Raw genomic sequence first — 16,692 nt, 5'->3', positions numbered from 1 at the left:
GCTGTTCAACGAGTCGCCGCCCGGGTCATGGCAATTCCACAGCGTGCGAATGACGGCCCGTCTCCGATGCGAATCGGGGTCGGCGACATGGGGATGATCGGTTTCGACATCGCCTGTGAGACTGCGAGAAGCGGGCCGAGGATGCAGGGTTATCTCGTGAACGCTCCCTGCGAACAAATAACTGCCAATACGAAGCAGTCCGACTTCGCCCTCGCTGCCTAAGCGAGCCCGATAGTCCGTCAGTCCGGGTCTGTTCCCGCCCCGGTCCCTGGCGTCATCTAGGGAACTCGCTGTACGACGTCGCCTGAGCGTCGTACGGGACTTCTTCAGGCTGGGCCCGTCGACCTGGCTGCCTGTGGCAAGGGTCGGGGCCGAGTAGAACGCTGCACAGGATGCGCCCGGAGAAGGCGCGGAATCTCAGCGATGGACGGGGGTTCAATTCCCCCCATCTCCACCATTGCCGTCATCGCACGTGCGGAGCCGACGAAGGCCGTCCCGAACGGGGCGGCCTTCGCCATGCCCGGGCCGCGTTGGCGCCCCGGGGCTACGATCGGCCACATGTCCTACCTCGCCGCTGCCGACCGCTATGACCGCATCCCCTACCGTCGCGTGGGCTCGTCGGGGCTGAAGCTGCCGCTGCTCTCACTGGGCCTCTGGCACAACTTCGGCGACGACCGCCCGTTCGAGACGCAGCGCGCGATCGCGCGGCGCGCGTTCGACCTCGGCATCACGCACTTCGACCTCGCCAACAACTACGGCCCGCCGTACGGCTCGTCGGAGGCGAACGTCGGGCGCCTCCTCGCGACCGACTTCGCGCCGTATCGCGACGAGCTCGTCGTCTCGACGAAGGCCGGGTGGGACATGTGGCCGGGGCCGTACGGCGTCGGCGGCAGTCGCAAGTACCTCATCGCGAGCCTCGACCAGTCGCTCGTCCGCCTCGGGCTGGACTACGTCGACATCTTCTACTCGCACCGGCCCGACCCCGAGACACCGCTCGAGGAGACCGCCGCGGCGCTCGACCACATCGTGCGCTCGGGCAAGGCGCTCTACGTCGGCATCTCCTCGTACGGCACCGAGGCGACCCGCGAGATGGCGAGGCTGCTCGCCGAGCGCGGCACGCCGCTCACGATCCACCAGCCGTCGTACTCGATGCTGAACCGCTGGATCGAGTCGGAGGGCCTCGTCGACGCCGCGGGTGAGCTGGGGGTCGGCATCATCGGCTTCACCGCGCTCGCGCAGGGCATGCTCACGGGCAAGTACCTCGCCGGCATCCCCGCGGAGTCGAGGGCGGCCGCCGACACGTCGCTGGACCGGTCGATGCTGACGCAAGCCACGGCCGAGCGCATCCGCGCCCTCGGCGAGGTCGCGGCACGTCGCGGGCAGTCGCTCGCCCAACTGGCCCTCGCGTGGGCGCTGCGCGACGAGCGCGTGACCAGCCTCGTGATCGGCGCGAGCAGCGTCGCCCAACTCGAGGAGAACGTGGCGGCGCTCGACCGGCTCGACTTCACCGACGCCGAGCTCGCCGAGATCGACCGGTCCGCGATCGACTCCGACGTCGACCTGTGGGCCGACGCCCGCCGCGGCGGCCCGCTCCCGACGCTCCGTCCGTAGCGCCACGCCCGACCCGGTCGGGGCGCTCCGGACCCGACGCGTCAGTACGCGGCGCCCTCGAGCGTACCGGTGACGTCGCCCGCGGGGTCGGAGACGGTGCACGACACCATCCGGTCGTCGACGCCCTCCCACGACTCCTGCGTCGGGGAGTACCACGCGACGTACAGCGTCGACGCATCGTAGGCGACGCCGACGAACGGTTCGAAGGCGGCCAGGCACCCCTCTTCGGCCGCGGCGGTCACGGCCTCGTCGCCGGGGAACTCGCCGTCGGGCATCTGGAAGTCGTGGTAGACCTCGTCGGTGTGCGGCTCGGAGCACGGCACGACCGGCACGGTCTCGACGGCCTCGCCCTCGACCATCTCGAGGCAGTCCCCGACGCGCAGCGCGAAGACGTCGGCGTCGCCGCTCTCCGTGATCTCCTGCGTCGTGTCGTCGCGCTGCGGTTGCGGGGCCGGCAGCAGGTCGCCGATGAGGCTGCAGCCCGAGAGCGAGGCGGCGAGGATGGCGGCCGCCGCGACGGAAACGGCGCGCGTGAGCGTTCGGGTCGTGTGCATGGGGGTCCTGTCGTCGAGTGATGCGCCCGTAGGGAGGTGCAGCGCGGCGCCAGCATATCGGCGGCATCGGCCGCAGGACCACCCTCAGTCCTGGGGGTGCCCGGCCCGCGTCGCGAGCGTCTCGAACGCACTGCCCGATCGGCCGGCGAGCCGACGCCGCATCGACCCGGCGATGCGCGCGGCCTGCAGCTTCGCCCGCTCGGCCACCGGGCCCGCGAACCGATCGTCGACGGTCGCCGTCCACAGCTCGAGCCAGCGGGAGAAGTCCTCGTCGGTGAGCCGATGCCGCGCGTTCAGCGCGACGTGCACCTGCAGCGCGTTCCGGCGGTACGCGCCCGTTCGGAACAGCACGGTCTCCCAGAAGTCGCACATGATCGGGAGGTGCGCCGCGAGGTCCATGTGCGCGACGTCGGTGAAGATCGGACCGATCCGCGGATCGCGGAAGGCCGTCTCGTAGAACGCGACGACGAGGCGCTCGACGTCGTCGCCGTTCATGAGATCGGTCGGCATGCCTCCACGGTAGTCGCCCGAGCCGCCGCCCCTTCCGGCCGCGGCCCCGCCCCGCGAGACTGGAGCCATGCAGTGGCGATTCGCCCCGGCCAAGGGGTTCCGCGTCTCCGACGAGGCGCACCGAGTGACGACCTTCGAGCTGTTCTTCGACCTCGTGTTCGTCTTCGCGTTCACGCAGGTGACGCAGTACATGGCGGCCACCCACAGCGCGATCGGGATCCTCCAGGCACTCACGATCCTCGGCCTGCTGTGGTGGTCGTGGGTCTCGTACGCGTGGCTGGCGAACCAGACCCACGTCGACGAGGGGTTCGTGAAGCTCGGCATGTCGATCGCGATGATCGCGATGTTCGTCGTCGCGCTCGTCATCCCCGAGGCGTACGTCGACCTGCCCGGCGGACTGTACGGGCCGATGGTCCTCGTGGTCGCCTACGTCGTGGTCCGGGTGGCGCACCTCTCGCTGTACTACGTCGCCGCCGCGCAGGATCCGCCGCTGCGGCGTCAGGTCCTGCGCACCTCGACCGCCATGCTGGTCGGGTCGGGCTTCCTCATCGCGGGCGCGCTCGTCGACGGGGCGCTGCAGACCTGGCTGTGGCTGGTCGGCCTCGGCCTCGACGTCCTCCTGACCTACCTCACGTCGGCGGGCGGCAGCTGGCGCGTCCACTCGGCGGCGCACTGGGCCGAGCGGTTCGGCCTCGTGGTGATCCTCGCGCTCGGCGAGTCGATCGTGGCCATCGGCGTCGGGGCGGCCAGGGAGCCGATCAGCGTGCCGATCATCGTGGGCGCCACGCTCGCCGTGCTCGTGTCGATCGCGCTGTGGTGGCTCTACTTCGACACGACGCAGCTGGCGGCCGAACGCGAACTCTCGCAGCTGCGCGGCGGTTCGCGGGCGGGTCTCGCGATCGACGGGTACACCTACCTGCACTTCGCCCTCATCGCCGGCATCGTGCTCGCGGCCCTCGGCGTCGAGGACGTGATCGCGCACGTGGATGACACGGAGCCGCTCGGATGGTTCGGCGCCGCCGCCCTGTACGGCGGCGTCTCGTGCTACGTGGCCGGCGTCGCGTTCTTCTCGCTGCGCGCCACCCGGCACGTGAAGTGGTTGCGCTTCGGCGCCGCCGTCCTGCTGCTCGCGGGCATCCCCGTCGCGGCCCTCCTCCCGCCGCTCGTCGCCCTGACGCTGCTCGTCGTGGCGTCGGCCGCGCTGATCGTCGTCGAGAGCGCCCGGTACGCCGCGCACCGTCGGGAGATCCGCGAGGCGCACGGGCACGTCACCACGATCGACGCCGACGAATCCGCCTGATGCCCGCGCTCAGCCGGCGTTGCGGTGCCAGACGGCGAGCCGGCGCACCCACGAACCGCGGGCGGGAGCGGCGGCCGTCGCATCCACCGCGGCTGCGGCATCCGTGCCGTCGAGGTCGGCCGCCGCCGCGGCCGCAGCCTCGCGCTCCGCGCGCCACACGAGGTACGCCGCGTACGGGTCGTCGTCAGGACCCAGCTCCGGCTGGTCCACCACCGTGCGATGCCGTCTGGCCGCCATCGTCGTTCATCCCCTCGAGGCCCCCCGGCCCTCACGTCAAGCGTACGACGCTTCTGGGAGTGTGACGTCCATCGAACGGTGGAACCGTGCGCGCTCAGCGCAGGTGCGGGAGCACCTCGGCGGCGACCAGCTCGACGTGGTCGAGGTCGCGGGCGTCCACCAGCTGCAGGTAGACGCGGTCGGCGCCGAGCTCGCGCAGGCGCCGCAGCTTCTCGACGGCCCGCTCGGGCGTGCCCGCGATGTTCACGTCGGCGAAGGTCCCGGGGTCGGCGTGGATGGCGTCGAGGCGCCGGCGGTAGGTCGCGTCATCCGTCGCCACGACCGTGGGCAGGGCCACGCTCAGGCGGAGCGTGGCGGGATCGCGGCCGATCTGCTCGCAGGCCGCGCGCACCCTGGCGAAGGCGGCCGCGATCTCGTCCTCGCCGGTGAACCCGCGGTTGAACTCGGTCGCGTAGCGTGCGGCGAGGGCGGGCGTGCGCGTCGGTCCGCCGCCGCCGACGATGAGCGGCACCGGCTGCTGCACGGGCTTGGGCAGCGCGGGGGACTGCTCGAGGCGGTAGTGGCGCCCCGCGAAGTCGAAGTGCTCGCCGGGCGGCGTCGACCAGAGGCCCGTGACCACCTGCAGCTGCTCGTCGAGCAGGTCGAACCGGCGCTCGGGGAACGGGAGGCCGTACGCGGCATGCTCCTCGGCGAACCATCCGGTGCCGAGGCCCAGCTCGACGCGGCCACCCGACATCGCGTCGACCTGCGCGACCTGGATCGCGAGGATGGCGGGGTGTCGGAAGGTCACCGACGAGACGAGCGTGCCGAGCCGGATGCGGCTGGTCTCGCGCGCGAGGCCGGCGAGCGTCGTCCACGCGTCGGTCGGCCCCGGCATCGGGTCGCCGGGACCCATGCGCAGGTAGTGGTCGCTGCGGAACCATCCGTCGAAACCGAGCCGTTCGGTCGCCTGCGCCTGCGCGAGCTGCTCGTCGTAGCTGAACCCCTGCTGCGGCTCCGTGAAGATGCACAGCTCCATCAGGCGGTACCGGAGGTCGCGCCGCTGCCGAGCACGTCGAGCACGGCCGAGTGCAGCCGGCCGTTCGTGGCCAGCACGCTGCCGTCGCCGAGCGCCGCGCCCGACGTGGACGTGACGCGGCCGCCGGCCGCCTCGATGATCGGCACGGCCGCCGCGATGTCCCACGGCTTCAGGTCGAACTCGGCCACGATGTCGACCAGGCCCTCGGCGAGCAGGCAGTACGACCACAGGTCGCCGTACGCCCGGTCGCGCCAGACCCGCTCGCCCAGCGCGAGCAACCGGTCGAGCTGCCCCGCATCGCGCCACTGCGCGATGCTCTGGAAGCTCAGCGACGCGTCGGCGAGACCGCCGACCTGCGAGACCCGGATGGCACGGGGCTCGCCGCCCGGCACGTCGGTCGTGAACGCGCCGAGGCCCTGCGCGCCCCACCAGCGTCGGCCGAGCGCGGGCATCGACGCGACGCCCACGACGGGCGCGCCGTCGACCGTGAGCGCGATGAGCGCACCCCACACGGGCACGCCGCGCAGGAAGTTCGAGGTGCCGTCGATCGGGTCGACGATCCACTGCCGCGCGCCCGACCCGGCCGTGCCGTACTCCTCGCCGAGCACGCCGTCGGCGGGCCGCCGCCGGGCGATGAGCTCGCGCACGGCGCGTTCGACCGCGAGGTCGGCCTCGGTCACGTAGGTGCGGTCGGGCTTGGTGTCGACCTGCAGGTCCACCGCCCGGAAGCGCTCCATCGCGGCACGGTCGGCGAGGTCGGCGAGCTCGAGCGCGAGCGCGAGGTCGCTGTCGAGCGCGAGGGCGTCGAGATCGGCCTCGAGGGCCTGATCGGCGGTGTCGTCGGGTTCCGGCGGGGTCGTCGCATCCGTCACGCTGTCAGCCTAGCCGCGGGCCCCCTGACGGCGACGGATGCGACGACGCGCCCGGATGCGCTCCGATTTCGCGTTCGGGGCGGCCACCTGATACCGTTGATCCTCGGTTCGGGGTTGTCGAAATCCCGCCCGAAACGCACCTCTAGCTCAATCGGCAGAGCAACTGACTCTTAATCAGTGGGTTCAGGGTTCAAGTCCCTGGGGGTGCACCACCGGCCCCGGCGATCACGATCGTCGGGGCTTCGTCGTCTCCGGAGGGGCGCAGGGAAGGTGAGGTCCACGATGCCCGTCATTCGCGAGTACACCGCCACAGACCGTGACGACGCGGTTCGCGCGATGATCGACTCCACGCTGTTCGAGGCGGAGGACGCCGGCTTCCTCGAGGGCGTGCTCGACGCCCACCTGGCGTCCGGCGAGTCGCGATGCCTCGTCGCCATCGACGGCGAGCGGATCGTCGGGGTCGTCTACGCGCGCCCCGAGGAGGCGACCGACCGCGTCTGGGATCTCACGATGATCGGCGTCCGCGCCGGCCTGCAGGGCACCGGCGTCGGCCGGGCGCTCATGGGCGAGGTCGAGCGCGAGCTCGTCGAGCGGGGCCAGCGCCTGCTGCTCGTCCGGACCTCCGGCACCGACCGGTTCGAGGGAACGCGCGCGTTCTACGCGCGGCTCGGCTACGACGAGGTGGCCCGGATCGCCGACTACTGGACGGACGGCGACGACCTGGTGGTGTTCTCCCGCGTGCTCGCTCCCACGAGCGGCTTGCGGGAGACCTCGAGGTCGCACTCGGTGGCCAGCAGCGGCGCGAGGTCGGGGTAGAGCTCCTCGAGGTGCGTGACGCGCTCGACGCGGTAGCCCAGGCGTGCGTACCAGGCGCGGAGGAACTCCTTGGACGGGTGCGTCCAGGTTCGCGGCACGAGCACCTCGAGCTGCATCGTGCGGTGACCGGATGCCGCGGCGCTCGCCTCGGCGAACGCGACGAGGTCGCGACCGACGCCCCGCCCGCGCCACTCGGGGTCGGCGGCGAGCATGCCGAACTCCGCGACCTCCGAATCGAGCGACCGGAACCGCACGGCGCCGACGAGGCGGCCGCCGGCGCGGGCGGTCGCGATCTGCCCGTCGGCGATGAGCTCGGCGACCTCGGCGGGCGACGTGCGCTGCGCGCCATCCGCCCAGAGCCCCGATTCGGCGACGTCGTAGACGGCGTTGACGAGCGCCGCGATCGCCTCGACGGTCGCGACGTCCTGCGCGGCCGAGGCCGGTTCGAAGCGCACGGCGACGGTCTCGGGCAGTGCGTTCGTACTCACGCGTCCATGGTGCCTCACCAGAACGCGGAGAGGTCGACGCCGATCAGCAGCAGCCCCTCGTGCGCGAAGCCCGTGAAGCAGTAGAGGCCGAGCACCGCGCCGAGCAGGGTCTCGCGGAGCGAGCCCGTGTCGCCGAGCACGGGCAGCGCGACGTAGCCGTTGCGCATCCAGATGCGGTTCAGCACCGGCACGGGATGCAGCACCTCGGGCGGACGCGGCACCCACGGCCAGAACAGGCCCGGGAGCCCTCCCGTGGTGAGGAAGTCGCCGGCGAGGTGAACGACGAACCCGACCGCGACGGCCAGCGGGAACCAGGCGACCTGCTCGGGCGCGAACAGCACGATGAACGCGCCGAGCATCGCGCCGAGCGCCCACGCCGCGGCCCAGGTGCGCACGAAGTCGCGCGCCTTGAGCCCGAACGCCGTGAGCGCGGCCGCGCCGAGGCCGGCGCCGACGGCCAGCGTGCCGAACCCGTCGGTCGCGAAGGTCGCGAGCGTGAGCGCCCACGCTCCCGCCGTGACGAGTGCGAGCGCGATCGGCGAGTGCGCGCCCTGCCGGTGCCCGCCCGAGAGCATGCCGACCGTGCCCGTCGCGATCCGGCCGAGCAGCGGCACCGAGTGCGCGATGGTCGCGCTGTGGTGGTCGGCGTCGGGCAGCAGCGCCGCGCCGGCGCAGACCGCGGTGCCCGCGAGCACGCCGACCGGATCGAGCGGATAGGCGCCCGAGCTGACGATGGGCAGCGTGGAGGTGATCGCGATCCATGCGGCGGCGCCGCTCGTCGCGTGGGTGATGCCCATCATCGGGGTGGGTGGCTCCTTCAGGTCGGCCGTCGGGTCGGCGATCGACCAGTCTGCCGGATCCCGGCGACACTCCTCAGTCGTCGACGCCGCGCGCCATGAGCGCCTCGCCGAGGTGGTCGGCGGTCCGCAGCGCGCGCACGATCACGGGCACCGCGAACGCCGTGGGCGACCCCTCGGCCCCGCGCGCTCGCCGTGCCTCGAGCACCTCGCGCACGAGCTCGGCGAGCAGCGGCACGCAGCGGATGGCGAGCGCGAGCGCGAGCCCGACGCGGTCGGCGTCGACCCAGCGACGGAACGGTCGCAGGAGCACCTGCATGGCGTCGAGCGTCGCCGACACCGGGGTCGTGAGGGAGTAGACCGCCGCGAGCGCGACCGCGAGCACGAGCCGCACGCCCATGATGGCGGCCGCCTCCCAGCCCGCGAAGATCCACTGGACGGGCACCGCGAAGGCGAGCACCCAGAGGACGGGCACGACCTGGCGCCAGGCCAGCCGCACGGGGATGCGCGCGACGGCGAACACCGCGACGACCGCGACGGATGCCGCGCCGAGCGCCGCGAGCGAGGGCAGCAGCGTCACCACGGCGACCGCGTCCGCCAGCAGCGCGAGCTTCGCGAGCGCGGGCGCACGGTGCACCGGGGAGGTGCCGGGGTGGTACACGCCGATCATGCGGAGCTCACCCGATCAGCGCCCGGTAGGCGTCGAGTGCGGGACGCGGCTCGTCGTCGGCCACGACGCGCCCGGCCTCCATGACGATCACGCGATCGAACGACTCGAGCAGCTCGAGCTGGTGGCTGACGACCACGAGCTGCTGGTCGAGCGCCTCGAAGTGCTCGGCGATGCGCCGCGCGTTGCGGGCGTCGAGCAGCGTCGTGGGCTCGTCGGCGACGACGATCGAGGGTTCGCCGACGAGCACCGAAGCGAGCGCGAGCAGCTGCTTCTGCCCGCCCGAGAGGCGGTGCGCGGGGCGGTCGGCGAGTCCCGTGAGCCCGAACCGCTCGAGGGTCGCATCGACGCGCGCGGCGGCATCCGCCGGGCTCAGCCGGTGCCGGCGCAGCGTGAACGCGACGTCCTCGCGGACGGTGGGCATCACGATCTGCGTGTCGGCGTTGGTGAACACGAACCCGACGCGTCGGCGCACCTCGCGGCCGTACCGGGCGACGTCGAGGCCGTCGACCTCGACGCGCCCCTCGGTCGGCGTCACCAGGCCGTTGACCATGCGGGCGAGCGTGGACTTGCCCGAGCCGTTGGCGCCGACGATCCCGACGCGGCGCTCGGCGAGCTCGAGGGTGACGCCGTCGACGACGCGCTCGTCGCCGAAGGCGTGGCCGACCCGCTCGAACCGGATGACGCTCATGCGACCCGCTCCACGATCATCGCGATGCCCTGTCCGCCGCCGATCGAGCACGCCGCGAGCCCCGCTCGGGCGTCGTCGCGCGCGAGCATGCGCGCCGCGAGCCGGACCAGCAGGACGGCGCCCGAGGCGCCCCACGGGTGGCCCAGCGCGATCGCGCCGCCGTCGCCCGAGATCGTCTCATCGTCGAGCCCGAGCTCGTCGCTCACGGCCAGCAGCTGCGCGGCGAACGCCTCGGTGATCTCGACGAAGCCGAGGTCGGCGACCGTCATGCCGGCGCGGGCGAGCGCGGCGCGCGCGGCGGGCGCGGCGCCGAGACCCGGCAGCGCGGGATCGCAGCCCGCGACCGCGGCCGCGCGCACGCGGAGCGCGGGGAGCGCGAGCACGCGCGCGACCTCGGCGGTCGTCACGGCCATCGCCGCGGCGCCGTCCGAGACGCCGCAGGAGTTGCCGGCCGTCACGGTGCCGCCGGGCCGTGCGCCGTCGCGTGCGAGCGACGCCGACGCTGGCGCGAAGACCGGTGGGAAGCGTGCGAGGCGGCCGAGGTCCATCGAGGCGCGCGGGCGATCGTCGCGCACGACGCCGTCGACCGGCACGATCTCGGCGTCGAAGGCGCCCGCCGCCTGTGCGGCCGCGGCGCGTGCGTGCGATCGGGCGGCCCAGGCGTCCTGGCGGGCGCGGGTGATGCCGCGGACGCGGGCGAGGTGCTCGGCGGCCGGCCCCATGTCGGGGTCGGGGAATCCGGTCGGCGCGAAGGGCGCGCGCGTGAACCGCTCGCCGGTGCCGGGCCAGAGCCGGTGCGGCGCGGTCGACGCCGACTCGGCGCCGCCCGCGATGACGAGGCGCGCGTCGCCCGCGCGCACCCGCGACGCGGCCTGCATGACCGCGTCGAGGCCCGATCCGCACTGGCGGTCGACGGTGACGCCCGGCACCTCGACGCCCAGTCCGGCGCGCAGCGCGGCGACGCGCGCGAGATCGCCGCCCGGCCCCATGCAGTTGCCGAGCACGACGTCGTCGACGGGCAGGCCGGATGCCGTGACCGCCTCGGCCGCGGCGGCGACGACCGGCGCGGCGAGCGCATCCACCGCGTGGGCGGCGAACGCGCGCCCCGACGTCGCGATCGCGGTGCGGCGGGCCGCGACGATCACGGGGGAGCGGTCGACGGCGCTCATGCGCGGCTCCCGCGCTCGAACGGCGCCGGATGCCCCGGCCCGAGACGGCCCGCGACGATCGCGTCCCGCAGCACGCCGCGCGCGAGCTTGCCGGACTCGGTGCGCGGCAGCGCGTGCGCGAACCAGCGGCGCGGCAGCTCGACGGGCGACAGCGACGCCCGTGCGGCGGCCGCGACCTGCTCGAGCCCGACACCGTCGTCGAGTTCGAGCACGGCCGCGATGCGCTGGCCGAGCAGCTCGTGCGGCTCGCCGACGACGGCTGCGGCGCGCACGCCCGGCAGGGCCGCGAGCCTCGCCTCGACCTGCTCGGCCGGCACGGTCGCGCCCGCCGTCGTGATGGCCGCGTCGCCGCGTCCGAGCACCCGGAGGCCACCGTCGGCCGTGCGCTCGGCGAGGTCGCCGACCGTCGCGAATCCACGCTCGTCGCGGCGCATGGTGCCGCCCACGACGCCGAGCGCGAGGTAGGGCGAGCGCGCCCAGAGCTCGTCGCCGGCGCCGCCGGCGCGCAGTTCGACGTCGACACCGGGGAACGGCGCGAGCGAGCCGCCCGATCCGGCGAGCACGAACGACAGCTCGGCCGCCCCGTAGTACTCGGTGAGGCGGACGCCGCGGGCTTCGGCCCGCGCTCGCGTGCGCTCGCCGAGCGCGGCGCCCGCGACGATCGCGGCCGGCGGCATCGCGGGCGACTCGGCGAGGCGCGCGAGGCGCGTGGGCGTCGCGTGCACGACGGACGCCCCATCGACGAGGTCGGTCGCCGTCGCACCCAGCCAGAGCGCATGCAGGACCGCGTAGAGGTGCATCGAGACGTGCAGCGGCCCCGTTACCGCGACCCGGTCGCGTGCGCCGAGACGGGCGACGTCGGCGAGCGGGGCGGCCGACGCGAGCCAGGACGCGCTCGTCCGGGCGATCACGCGCGGGGCAGCGCCGTCGGTCGCGGTCGACCCGGAGGTCGTCAGGGCGAGCTCGGTGCCATCCGGCATCGCCGCCCCGAGCCGATCGGCGGCGGCCTGGTCGGCGCCGACGACCACGGCCCGGCCGCGCACGAGGCACGCCAGCACGGTCACGACCAGCTCGGCGGGACCGGCGCCGGCGCGGCATCCGACCGGGCCCGGACCCGCCGGGAGCACGGCCGCGTCGACCGCACGGGCGAGCTCGCCGTAGCGCACGGCGTCGCCGCCGAACACCAGGGCGACCCGCTCCGGGCGGCCGCGCAGCCACTCGCTCATGCCGACGCGGTCACCGCCCGGCGACGCCACGGCCAGGGCCGCGGCTCGATGAGGCCGGGCCAGGCCCGGTGCACGCCCTTGGCCACCAACACGGTGACCACGACCTTGAGCACGTCGCCCGGCAGGTAGATCGCGGAGCCCGCGAGCGCGACCCCGAGCGGCGTGCCCGTGATGGCGGCGAGCACCGGCACGCCCACGAGGTAGACGACGACGATGCCGCCGAAGGCGGTCGCGGCGAGCGCCGGCAGCACGCGGTACGTCGGGAGCAGGCGGGCCGTCAGCCAGCCCACCACGAACGCGCCGAGCACCCAGCCGATCAGGTACCCGACCGACGGGCCCGCGAAGACCGCGATGCCGCCGCGCCCGCCCGAGAGCAGCGGCAGCCCCGCCGCGACGAGCGCGAGCAGCAGCAGCACCGACAGCGCGCCCTTGCGGGCGCCGAGGATGGCGCCGGCGAGCATCACGCCCAGCGTCTGGAACGTGATCGGCACGGCGGTGCCGCCGAGGTAGAGCGCACCGGGCAGGCCCAGCGCGGCGATGAGCGCGGCGAACACCGCGATCTGCGCGAGGTCGCGCGCCGACGTGCGGCTGCGCGCGCGCTCGGGTGCGGCGACGGCGTCGGGGGTGGATTCGGTGGCGGTCATGCGGCTCCCGTCGGTCGGCGTTCGGATCGTCGGACGAGGCGGAATGCCTCGCGTTCACGCTACGAACGGCGGGGGAGCGGTCGCTCGCGGTGGCCGTACAAGAATCACCGCGGGATTTTGGAGCGCCGGGAGCGGCCGGAGCGGATCAGGCCGGCTGCCGGCCTGCCGAGTCGATGCCCCGGCGGATGCCCCACGCGATCAGGCCGGCCAGCGCGCCGACGATGGTGCCGGTGAACAGGCTGCTCACGATGGCCGCGAAGCGCGGCACGAGCTCGCTGCCGAACACCACCGGCGGGGCGCCCTCGAACGCCTCGGCCCACATCACCTGGTGACCGAGCGCGAGGATGACGCCGTACATGGCGCCCACGACGAGGAGGGTGAGGAAGGGGTTCGGCACGCGCATCGCGACGGCCACGGCGATCCAGACCGCGACGGGCACGACGACGAGCAGGATCGTGAGGGGGTTCTCCTCGGTGACGATCCCGAGGTCGTGCAGCACGACGCGCGGTGCGGCGAGCAGGGCGAGCCCGACGAGGGCCATGATCGGCAGGCCGAGCGGTCGGCGGCGGACGGTGGTGGGGGTGGTGTTCTCAGTCATGCGTTCGACGCTACGAACGCCGTTCCGCGGCCGATACCGACCCGGATCCCGATCCGCCCTCGCTCCCGGTCGACGCCGGATGTCGCCTCCGGGCGATGGCCGCGTCGGGGCCCTCGGGTTAGCGTGGGGGCATGACCAAGCCGGCTCCGGTGCGCCGCGCGGTGCTGGTCGACGCGGGCCTCGCGGTCGCGGTGACGCTCGTGCTGGCCTTCGTGATCGGCGCCGAACAGGCCGCGACGCGGCCGGTCGACGCCTTGGCCTACCTCTGGGCGGCGGGGCTGGGCGCGCTGATGTTCGCGCGCCGGCGGTACCCGCGTGCCGTGCTCGCGGTCACGATCCTCGGCGTGGTCGCCTACTTCGCCGCGGGCTACCCCGCCGTGCCGGTCTCGGTGCCCGTCGCGCCGGCGCTCTTCTCGGCGGCGGAGGCCGGACGCACCAGGTTCGCGGTCGCCGGCGCGGCGACGCTGCTCGCGGTGTCGGTGCTCGCCCGCCTGATCGAGGGCGACAGCGCGGCGTTCGTGGTCGGCTACGAGCTCGTGTCGCACGTGGCGCTGATGGGCGCGGCCATCGCGCTCGGCGAGGTGGTCCGCCTGCGACGCGTCGCGGGGGCTCGTGCGGATCGGATCGCGCAGCTGCAGCGCCAGGAGGCCGAGCTCCTCGCCGACCGCCGGGTCCGCTCGGAGCGGATGGCGATCGCGCGGGACCTGCACGACTCGATCGGCCACGCACTCACGGTCGTCTCGATCCAATCGCACGTCGCCGACGAGCGGATCGGCCTCGACGACGACGCCGCGCGCACCGCGGTGCGGCACGCGGGCGAGTCGGCGGCCGAGGCGCTGCGCGAGCTGCGCGCGACCGTGGGCGTCCTGCGGTCGGGGGACGCCGCCGAACCACGGCCCGGCGGGCCGACGCTGCGCACGCTCGGACCGCTCGTCGAGGCCGTCCGCGGCGCGGGGTTCGCGGTCGAGGTCGACCTCGCGCTCGACGGCGCGACGATCCCGCCCGCGACGGATGCCGCGGCATTCCGTATCGCGCAGGAGGCCGTGACCAACGCGATCCGCCACTCCGACGGCTCGCGCGTGCGGATCAGCGCGACGTGCGTTCCCGATGAGCTCGTGCTCGAGGTGGAGGACGATGGCGGGCCGCTCGACGCGCTGCCCGCCGGGAACGGACTCGAGGGTATGGCCGAACGGGCGGCGAGCGTCGGCGGCACGGTCGGCGTGGAGGCGGGGCCGAACGGCGTCCGCGTGTCGGCGCGCTTCCCGCTGGGGGCGGCGTGAGCGTCCGGGTGGTGCTCGTCGACGACCAGCCGCTCGTGCGCGCCGGGGTCGCGGCGCTGCTCGAGGGCGCGCCGGGGGTCGAAATCGTCGGCGAGGCGGCGGACGGTCGCGCGGGGCTCTCGATCGTGCGGCAGGTCGTGCCCGACGTGGTGCTCATGGACCTGCGCATGCCGGTGCTCGACGGGCTCGAGGCGACCAGGGGGATCGTGGCCGACCCCGCGCTCGCCTCGGTCGAGGTCGTGGTGCTCACGACGTTCGACGGCGACGAGGAGGTGCTCGAGGCCATCCGCGCGGGCGCATCCGGCTACCTGCTGAAGGATTTCCAGCCGCATGAGCTGCGCACCGCGATCGCCACGGTCGCAGCCGGGGGGAGCCTGCTCGCGCCGGACGTCGCGCGACGGCTCCTGCGGCGCCTCGCCGACGAGCCGGTGCCCCGCCCTCGGGATCCGCGCATCGAGTCGCTCACCGGCCGGGAGCGCGAGGTGCTGCGTCACGTCGGGCTGGGCGAGACCAACGAGGAGATCGCGCGGTCGCTGCACCTGAGTCCTGCGACGGCGCGCACGTACGTGAGCCGGTTGCTCGCGCGGCTCGACGCGCGGGACCGGTCGCGACTGGTCATCCTCGCGTACGAGCACGGCATCGTGCGGGTCGGCGAGGGCGGCGGCTGAGCGCCGCGCTCGAGCCGGGCGGGCCCGACGATCAGGCGGCGCGGACCGTGTCGCGCACCGCGAGGGCGTCGACGACGGGTGCGAGCTCCGCGACGTCGGCGTTCTCCGCCTCGGCCGCGGCGTCCTCAGCGGCGGCCGTCTCGCCGAGGTCGACCGGGTCGGCCCAGACGACGAGCGGAGCCGGGGTCCAGCTGAGTGCGAGCGAAGCCTCGTCGGCGGGGACGACCACCGCGACCTGCTCGCGCTCCTCGAGGATCGCGCGCGTGACCTCGGCCGCGATCTGGTGCGTCAGCATGGCCTGGAAAATGCGGTCCGAGTCGCCCGCGACGCGGCGGACGAGCGACCACTCGCCCTCGGGCCCGATGAACCGCGAGAGCCTGGCGTTGACGAGCTCGAAGATGTGCTCGCCGCGGAGGTCCGCGGCCGTTGCGCGAGGCGACGGTGCGGATGCGGTGTGGGCGGCGGCTTGGGCTGCGAGCCGTGCGCGGCGCCAGCGGCGGAACATCGGTGTCCTCTCGATCGTGCGTTCGGGTCGCGGACTCGGCGGCGGGATGGTCCATTCCAGTGTCGGGCACGCCCGCGGGGAACCCGGTCGGACACGCCGCCGCAGGCGACCGGGACGATGACGGCTCGGAGCGGGCGCCTACTCGGCCAGCTCTCGCCGCTTCTCCTCGTCGGCGACCGTGCCGAGCGCGATGGCGAACGTCGCGATCCACGAGACCCACATGAGCGCCAGCCTCCAGTCGCGCGGGCCGGCCGCGGTGGCACGGATGACGCCGATCGCGCTGAAGATCGAGCTCAGGACCGCCGTGCTGAAGAGGTACTTGCGCATGCCGCAACGCTATCGCGCACGCTCGGGCGGGGGCGACCGGTTGACAGCGCGCGGCTGGGAGAACGCCCCGAACCCTGACCGATCGTGCAGGATCTGACCGATCGGTCAAGTACCCTCGTCGCATGCCCACCGACGTCAAGCCGTCCTCGCGCGTGCGCGCAGCCGACGAGCTCAAGCAGGTCGCCCTCGAGCAGTTCGCCTCGATCGGCTTCGCCGCGTCGTCGCTGCAGCACATCGCCGACCGCGCGGGCTACTCGAAGTCGAGCGTGCTCTACCACTACGCCTCCAAGGAGGCGCTGCTCGAGGCCGCGATCGAACCGGCCGTGGCCGAGTTCGAGGAGGTGCTCGAGGCCTACCTCTCCGGGCGCGGAACCGGTCGGCGGCGCGTGCTCGTCGACCGGGTCGTCGACCTGCTGCTCGTGCACCGCGAGGCCGTGCACGTCTTCCTCATCCAGGGCCCGAGCCTCTCCGACCTGCCGATCATCGCGCGCGCCAACGCCTCGGTGCGCCGCCTCGCCGCCGCCGTCTGCGAGGAGCGCGAGAACGTCGCCGACCAGGTGCGCTTCGGCATCGCGCTCGGCGGTGCCGCCTTCCTCCTCACGGCGGGGCGCACCTTCGCCGACGAGGAGCTGCGCCCCACCGACGACGAGCTCCGAGTCGCCCTGCACGACGTCATCCGCGAGATGCTCGCGCCGACCGCCTGACCCGCGCCGC

The 16,692-nt window shown here is 74.0% G+C and carries 21 protein-coding genes, 1 tRNA gene and 1 other RNA gene; 8 read left to right on the top strand and 15 right to left on the bottom strand.

The window, feature by feature from the left end:
- Positions 1-89: 89 nt before the first annotated feature.
- Positions 90-457, top strand: a transfer-messenger RNA (tmRNA) gene (gene ssrA, locus JOD46_RS13215).
- Positions 458-558: 101 nt separating this feature from the next.
- Entirely contained in the window at positions 559-1,611 is a 1,053-nt protein-coding gene (gene mgrA / locus JOD46_RS13210) for an L-glyceraldehyde 3-phosphate reductase (RefSeq protein WP_204394994.1), read from the top strand.
- Between the two features lie 41 nt (positions 1,612-1,652).
- On the opposite strand, the gene JOD46_RS13205 is transcribed toward mgrA, so the two are convergent.
- Both JOD46_RS13205 and JOD46_RS13200 read right to left on the bottom strand, forming a co-directional pair.
- Positions 1,653-2,165, bottom strand: a complete 513-nt coding sequence (locus JOD46_RS13205; RefSeq protein WP_204394993.1) for a septum formation family protein — start codon at positions 2,163-2,165, stop codon at positions 1,653-1,655.
- Positions 2,166-2,249: 84 nt separating this feature from the next.
- The gene (locus JOD46_RS13200; RefSeq protein WP_204394992.1) at positions 2,250-2,675 is read right to left on the bottom strand and encodes a group III truncated hemoglobin; all 426 of its coding nucleotides are present in this window, start codon (positions 2,673-2,675) and stop codon (positions 2,250-2,252) included.
- A gap of 67 nt (positions 2,676-2,742) precedes the next feature.
- Between JOD46_RS13200 and JOD46_RS13195 the strand changes: the two genes are divergently transcribed.
- Positions 2,743-3,975 (top strand): low temperature requirement protein A, encoded by a 1,233-nt coding sequence (locus JOD46_RS13195; RefSeq protein ID WP_204394991.1) that lies wholly within the window; start codon positions 2,743-2,745, stop codon positions 3,973-3,975.
- Positions 3,976-3,984: 9 nt separating this feature from the next.
- Here the strand turns inward: JOD46_RS13195 and JOD46_RS13190 are convergent, their stop codons facing one another.
- From JOD46_RS13190 to hisN, 3 genes are all read right to left on the bottom strand, one after another.
- Positions 3,985-4,188 (bottom strand): hypothetical protein, encoded by a 204-nt coding sequence (locus tag JOD46_RS13190; protein WP_204394990.1) that lies wholly within the window; start codon positions 4,186-4,188, stop codon positions 3,985-3,987.
- Between the two features lie 118 nt (positions 4,189-4,306).
- Positions 4,307-5,230, bottom strand: a complete 924-nt coding sequence (locus tag JOD46_RS13185) for an LLM class F420-dependent oxidoreductase (protein ID WP_204394989.1) — start codon at positions 5,228-5,230, stop codon at positions 4,307-4,309.
- The gene (gene hisN, locus JOD46_RS13180) at positions 5,230-6,102 is read right to left on the bottom strand and encodes a histidinol-phosphatase (protein ID WP_204394988.1); all 873 of its coding nucleotides are present in this window, start codon (positions 6,100-6,102) and stop codon (positions 5,230-5,232) included. Before hisN ends, JOD46_RS13185 begins: the two co-directional genes overlap by 1 nt.
- Positions 6,103-6,238: 136 nt before the next feature.
- Here hisN and JOD46_RS13175 point away from each other — a divergent pair.
- Together JOD46_RS13175 and JOD46_RS13170 are read left to right on the top strand one after the other, a co-directional pair.
- Positions 6,239-6,314 (top strand) — tRNA-Lys (locus tag JOD46_RS13175).
- Positions 6,315-6,384: 70 nt separating this feature from the next.
- On the top strand, positions 6,385-6,918 hold the full coding sequence (locus JOD46_RS13170) for a GNAT family N-acetyltransferase (RefSeq protein WP_204394987.1): 534 nt from the start codon (positions 6,385-6,387) through the stop codon (positions 6,916-6,918).
- On the opposite strand, the gene JOD46_RS13165 is transcribed toward JOD46_RS13170, so the two are convergent.
- The 8 genes from JOD46_RS13165 to JOD46_RS13130 all read right to left on the bottom strand — a co-directional run bounded on the left by JOD46_RS13165 (position 6,801) and on the right by JOD46_RS13130 (position 13,198).
- On the bottom strand, positions 6,801-7,406 hold the full coding sequence (locus tag JOD46_RS13165) for a GNAT family N-acetyltransferase (protein WP_307835031.1): 606 nt from the start codon (positions 7,404-7,406) through the stop codon (positions 6,801-6,803). The two genes, JOD46_RS13170 and JOD46_RS13165, sit on opposite strands and share 118 nt — an antisense overlap.
- 14 nt (positions 7,407-7,420) lie before the next feature.
- Positions 7,421-8,206: a metal-dependent hydrolase gene (locus tag JOD46_RS13160; protein ID WP_204394986.1), complete on the bottom strand. Its 786-nt coding sequence runs from the start codon at positions 8,204-8,206 to the stop codon at positions 7,421-7,423.
- Positions 8,207-8,279: 73 nt separating this feature from the next.
- Complete coding sequence (locus JOD46_RS13155; protein WP_204394985.1) at positions 8,280-8,873, bottom strand: energy-coupling factor transporter transmembrane component T family protein; 594 nt, start codon at positions 8,871-8,873, stop codon at positions 8,280-8,282.
- Between the two features lie 7 nt (positions 8,874-8,880).
- Positions 8,881-9,561, bottom strand: a complete 681-nt coding sequence (locus JOD46_RS13150; protein ID WP_204394984.1) for an energy-coupling factor ABC transporter ATP-binding protein — start codon at positions 9,559-9,561, stop codon at positions 8,881-8,883.
- On the bottom strand, positions 9,558-10,730 hold the full coding sequence (locus tag JOD46_RS13145) for a thiolase family protein (protein WP_204394983.1): 1,173 nt from the start codon (positions 10,728-10,730) through the stop codon (positions 9,558-9,560). The genes JOD46_RS13150 and JOD46_RS13145 overlap by 4 nt, the downstream gene beginning before the upstream one ends.
- A complete protein-coding gene (locus JOD46_RS13140) occupies positions 10,727-11,956 on the bottom strand; it encodes a class I adenylate-forming enzyme family protein (RefSeq protein ID WP_204394982.1) in 1,230 nt (409 codons plus the stop codon). Before JOD46_RS13140 ends, JOD46_RS13145 begins: the two co-directional genes overlap by 4 nt.
- Positions 11,953-12,600 carry a biotin transporter BioY gene (locus JOD46_RS13135; protein ID WP_204394981.1) on the bottom strand — a complete coding sequence of 216 codons (648 nt, stop codon included), beginning with the start codon at positions 12,598-12,600 and terminating at the stop codon, positions 11,953-11,955. The genes JOD46_RS13140 and JOD46_RS13135 overlap by 4 nt, the downstream gene beginning before the upstream one ends.
- A 145-nt stretch (positions 12,601-12,745) precedes the next feature.
- Positions 12,746-13,198 (bottom strand): hypothetical protein, encoded by a 453-nt coding sequence (locus tag JOD46_RS13130; protein ID WP_239562753.1) that lies wholly within the window; start codon positions 13,196-13,198, stop codon positions 12,746-12,748.
- Between the two features lie 131 nt (positions 13,199-13,329).
- Between JOD46_RS13130 and JOD46_RS13125 the strand changes: the two genes are divergently transcribed.
- Together JOD46_RS13125 and JOD46_RS13120 are read left to right on the top strand one after the other, a co-directional pair.
- The gene (locus tag JOD46_RS13125) at positions 13,330-14,478 is read left to right on the top strand and encodes a sensor histidine kinase (protein ID WP_204394980.1); all 1,149 of its coding nucleotides are present in this window, start codon (positions 13,330-13,332) and stop codon (positions 14,476-14,478) included.
- The gene (locus JOD46_RS13120; protein ID WP_204394979.1) at positions 14,475-15,146 is read left to right on the top strand and encodes a response regulator; all 672 of its coding nucleotides are present in this window, start codon (positions 14,475-14,477) and stop codon (positions 15,144-15,146) included. Before JOD46_RS13125 ends, JOD46_RS13120 begins: the two co-directional genes overlap by 4 nt.
- A 31-nt stretch (positions 15,147-15,177) precedes the next feature.
- On the opposite strand, the gene JOD46_RS13115 is transcribed toward JOD46_RS13120, so the two are convergent.
- Together JOD46_RS13115 and JOD46_RS13110 are read right to left on the bottom strand one after the other, a co-directional pair.
- Positions 15,178-15,651 carry a hypothetical protein gene (locus tag JOD46_RS13115; RefSeq protein WP_204394978.1) on the bottom strand — a complete coding sequence of 158 codons (474 nt, stop codon included), beginning with the start codon at positions 15,649-15,651 and terminating at the stop codon, positions 15,178-15,180.
- A 138-nt stretch (positions 15,652-15,789) separates the two neighbouring features.
- Positions 15,790-15,978, bottom strand: a complete 189-nt coding sequence (locus JOD46_RS13110; RefSeq protein ID WP_204394977.1) for a hypothetical protein — start codon at positions 15,976-15,978, stop codon at positions 15,790-15,792.
- 122 nt (positions 15,979-16,100) lie between these two features.
- Between JOD46_RS13110 and JOD46_RS13105 the strand changes: the two genes are divergently transcribed.
- On the top strand, positions 16,101-16,682 hold the full coding sequence (locus JOD46_RS13105; RefSeq protein ID WP_204394976.1) for a TetR/AcrR family transcriptional regulator: 582 nt from the start codon (positions 16,101-16,103) through the stop codon (positions 16,680-16,682).
- Positions 16,683-16,692 lie beyond the last annotated feature (10 nt).

The sequence above is a fragment of the Agromyces aurantiacus genome (genome assembly GCF_016907355.1).
GTDB classification, from domain to species: domain Bacteria; phylum Actinomycetota; class Actinomycetes; order Actinomycetales; family Microbacteriaceae; genus Agromyces; species Agromyces aurantiacus.
Note: the sequence above shows the minus strand (reverse complement) of the source record. Positions and strands in the feature narration are given on the sequence as shown.

Coding starts and splice junctions, on each gene's coding strand:
- mgrA (WP_204394994.1), top strand. CDS start 559: ATGTCCTACCTCGCCGCTGCCGACCGCTATGACCGCATCCCCTACCGT.
- JOD46_RS13205 (WP_204394993.1), bottom strand. CDS start 2,165: ATGCACACGACCCGAACGCTCACGCGCGCCGTTTCCGTCGCGGCGGCC.
- JOD46_RS13200 (WP_204394992.1), bottom strand. CDS start 2,675: ATGCCGACCGATCTCATGAACGGCGACGACGTCGAGCGCCTCGTCGTC.
- JOD46_RS13195 (WP_204394991.1), top strand. CDS start 2,743: ATGCAGTGGCGATTCGCCCCGGCCAAGGGGTTCCGCGTCTCCGACGAG.
- JOD46_RS13185 (WP_204394989.1), bottom strand. CDS start 5,230: ATGGAGCTGTGCATCTTCACGGAGCCGCAGCAGGGGTTCAGCTACGAC.
- JOD46_RS13170 (WP_204394987.1), top strand. CDS start 6,385: ATGCCCGTCATTCGCGAGTACACCGCCACAGACCGTGACGACGCGGTT.
- JOD46_RS13160 (WP_204394986.1), bottom strand. CDS start 8,206: ATGATGGGCATCACCCACGCGACGAGCGGCGCCGCCGCATGGATCGCG.
- JOD46_RS13155 (WP_204394985.1), bottom strand. CDS start 8,873: ATGATCGGCGTGTACCACCCCGGCACCTCCCCGGTGCACCGTGCGCCC.
- JOD46_RS13150 (WP_204394984.1), bottom strand. CDS start 9,561: ATGAGCGTCATCCGGTTCGAGCGGGTCGGCCACGCCTTCGGCGACGAG.
- JOD46_RS13145 (WP_204394983.1), bottom strand. CDS start 10,730: ATGAGCGCCGTCGACCGCTCCCCCGTGATCGTCGCGGCCCGCCGCACC.
- JOD46_RS13140 (WP_204394982.1), bottom strand. CDS start 11,956: ATGAGCGAGTGGCTGCGCGGCCGCCCGGAGCGGGTCGCCCTGGTGTTC.
- JOD46_RS13135 (WP_204394981.1), bottom strand. CDS start 12,600: ATGACCGCCACCGAATCCACCCCCGACGCCGTCGCCGCACCCGAGCGC.
- JOD46_RS13130 (WP_239562753.1), bottom strand. CDS start 13,198: ATGACTGAGAACACCACCCCCACCACCGTCCGCCGCCGACCGCTCGGC.
- JOD46_RS13125 (WP_204394980.1), top strand. CDS start 13,330: ATGACCAAGCCGGCTCCGGTGCGCCGCGCGGTGCTGGTCGACGCGGGC.
- JOD46_RS13115 (WP_204394978.1), bottom strand. CDS start 15,651: ATGTTCCGCCGCTGGCGCCGCGCACGGCTCGCAGCCCAAGCCGCCGCC.
- JOD46_RS13110 (WP_204394977.1), bottom strand. CDS start 15,978: ATGCGCAAGTACCTCTTCAGCACGGCGGTCCTGAGCTCGATCTTCAGC.
- JOD46_RS13105 (WP_204394976.1), top strand. CDS start 16,101: ATGCCCACCGACGTCAAGCCGTCCTCGCGCGTGCGCGCAGCCGACGAG.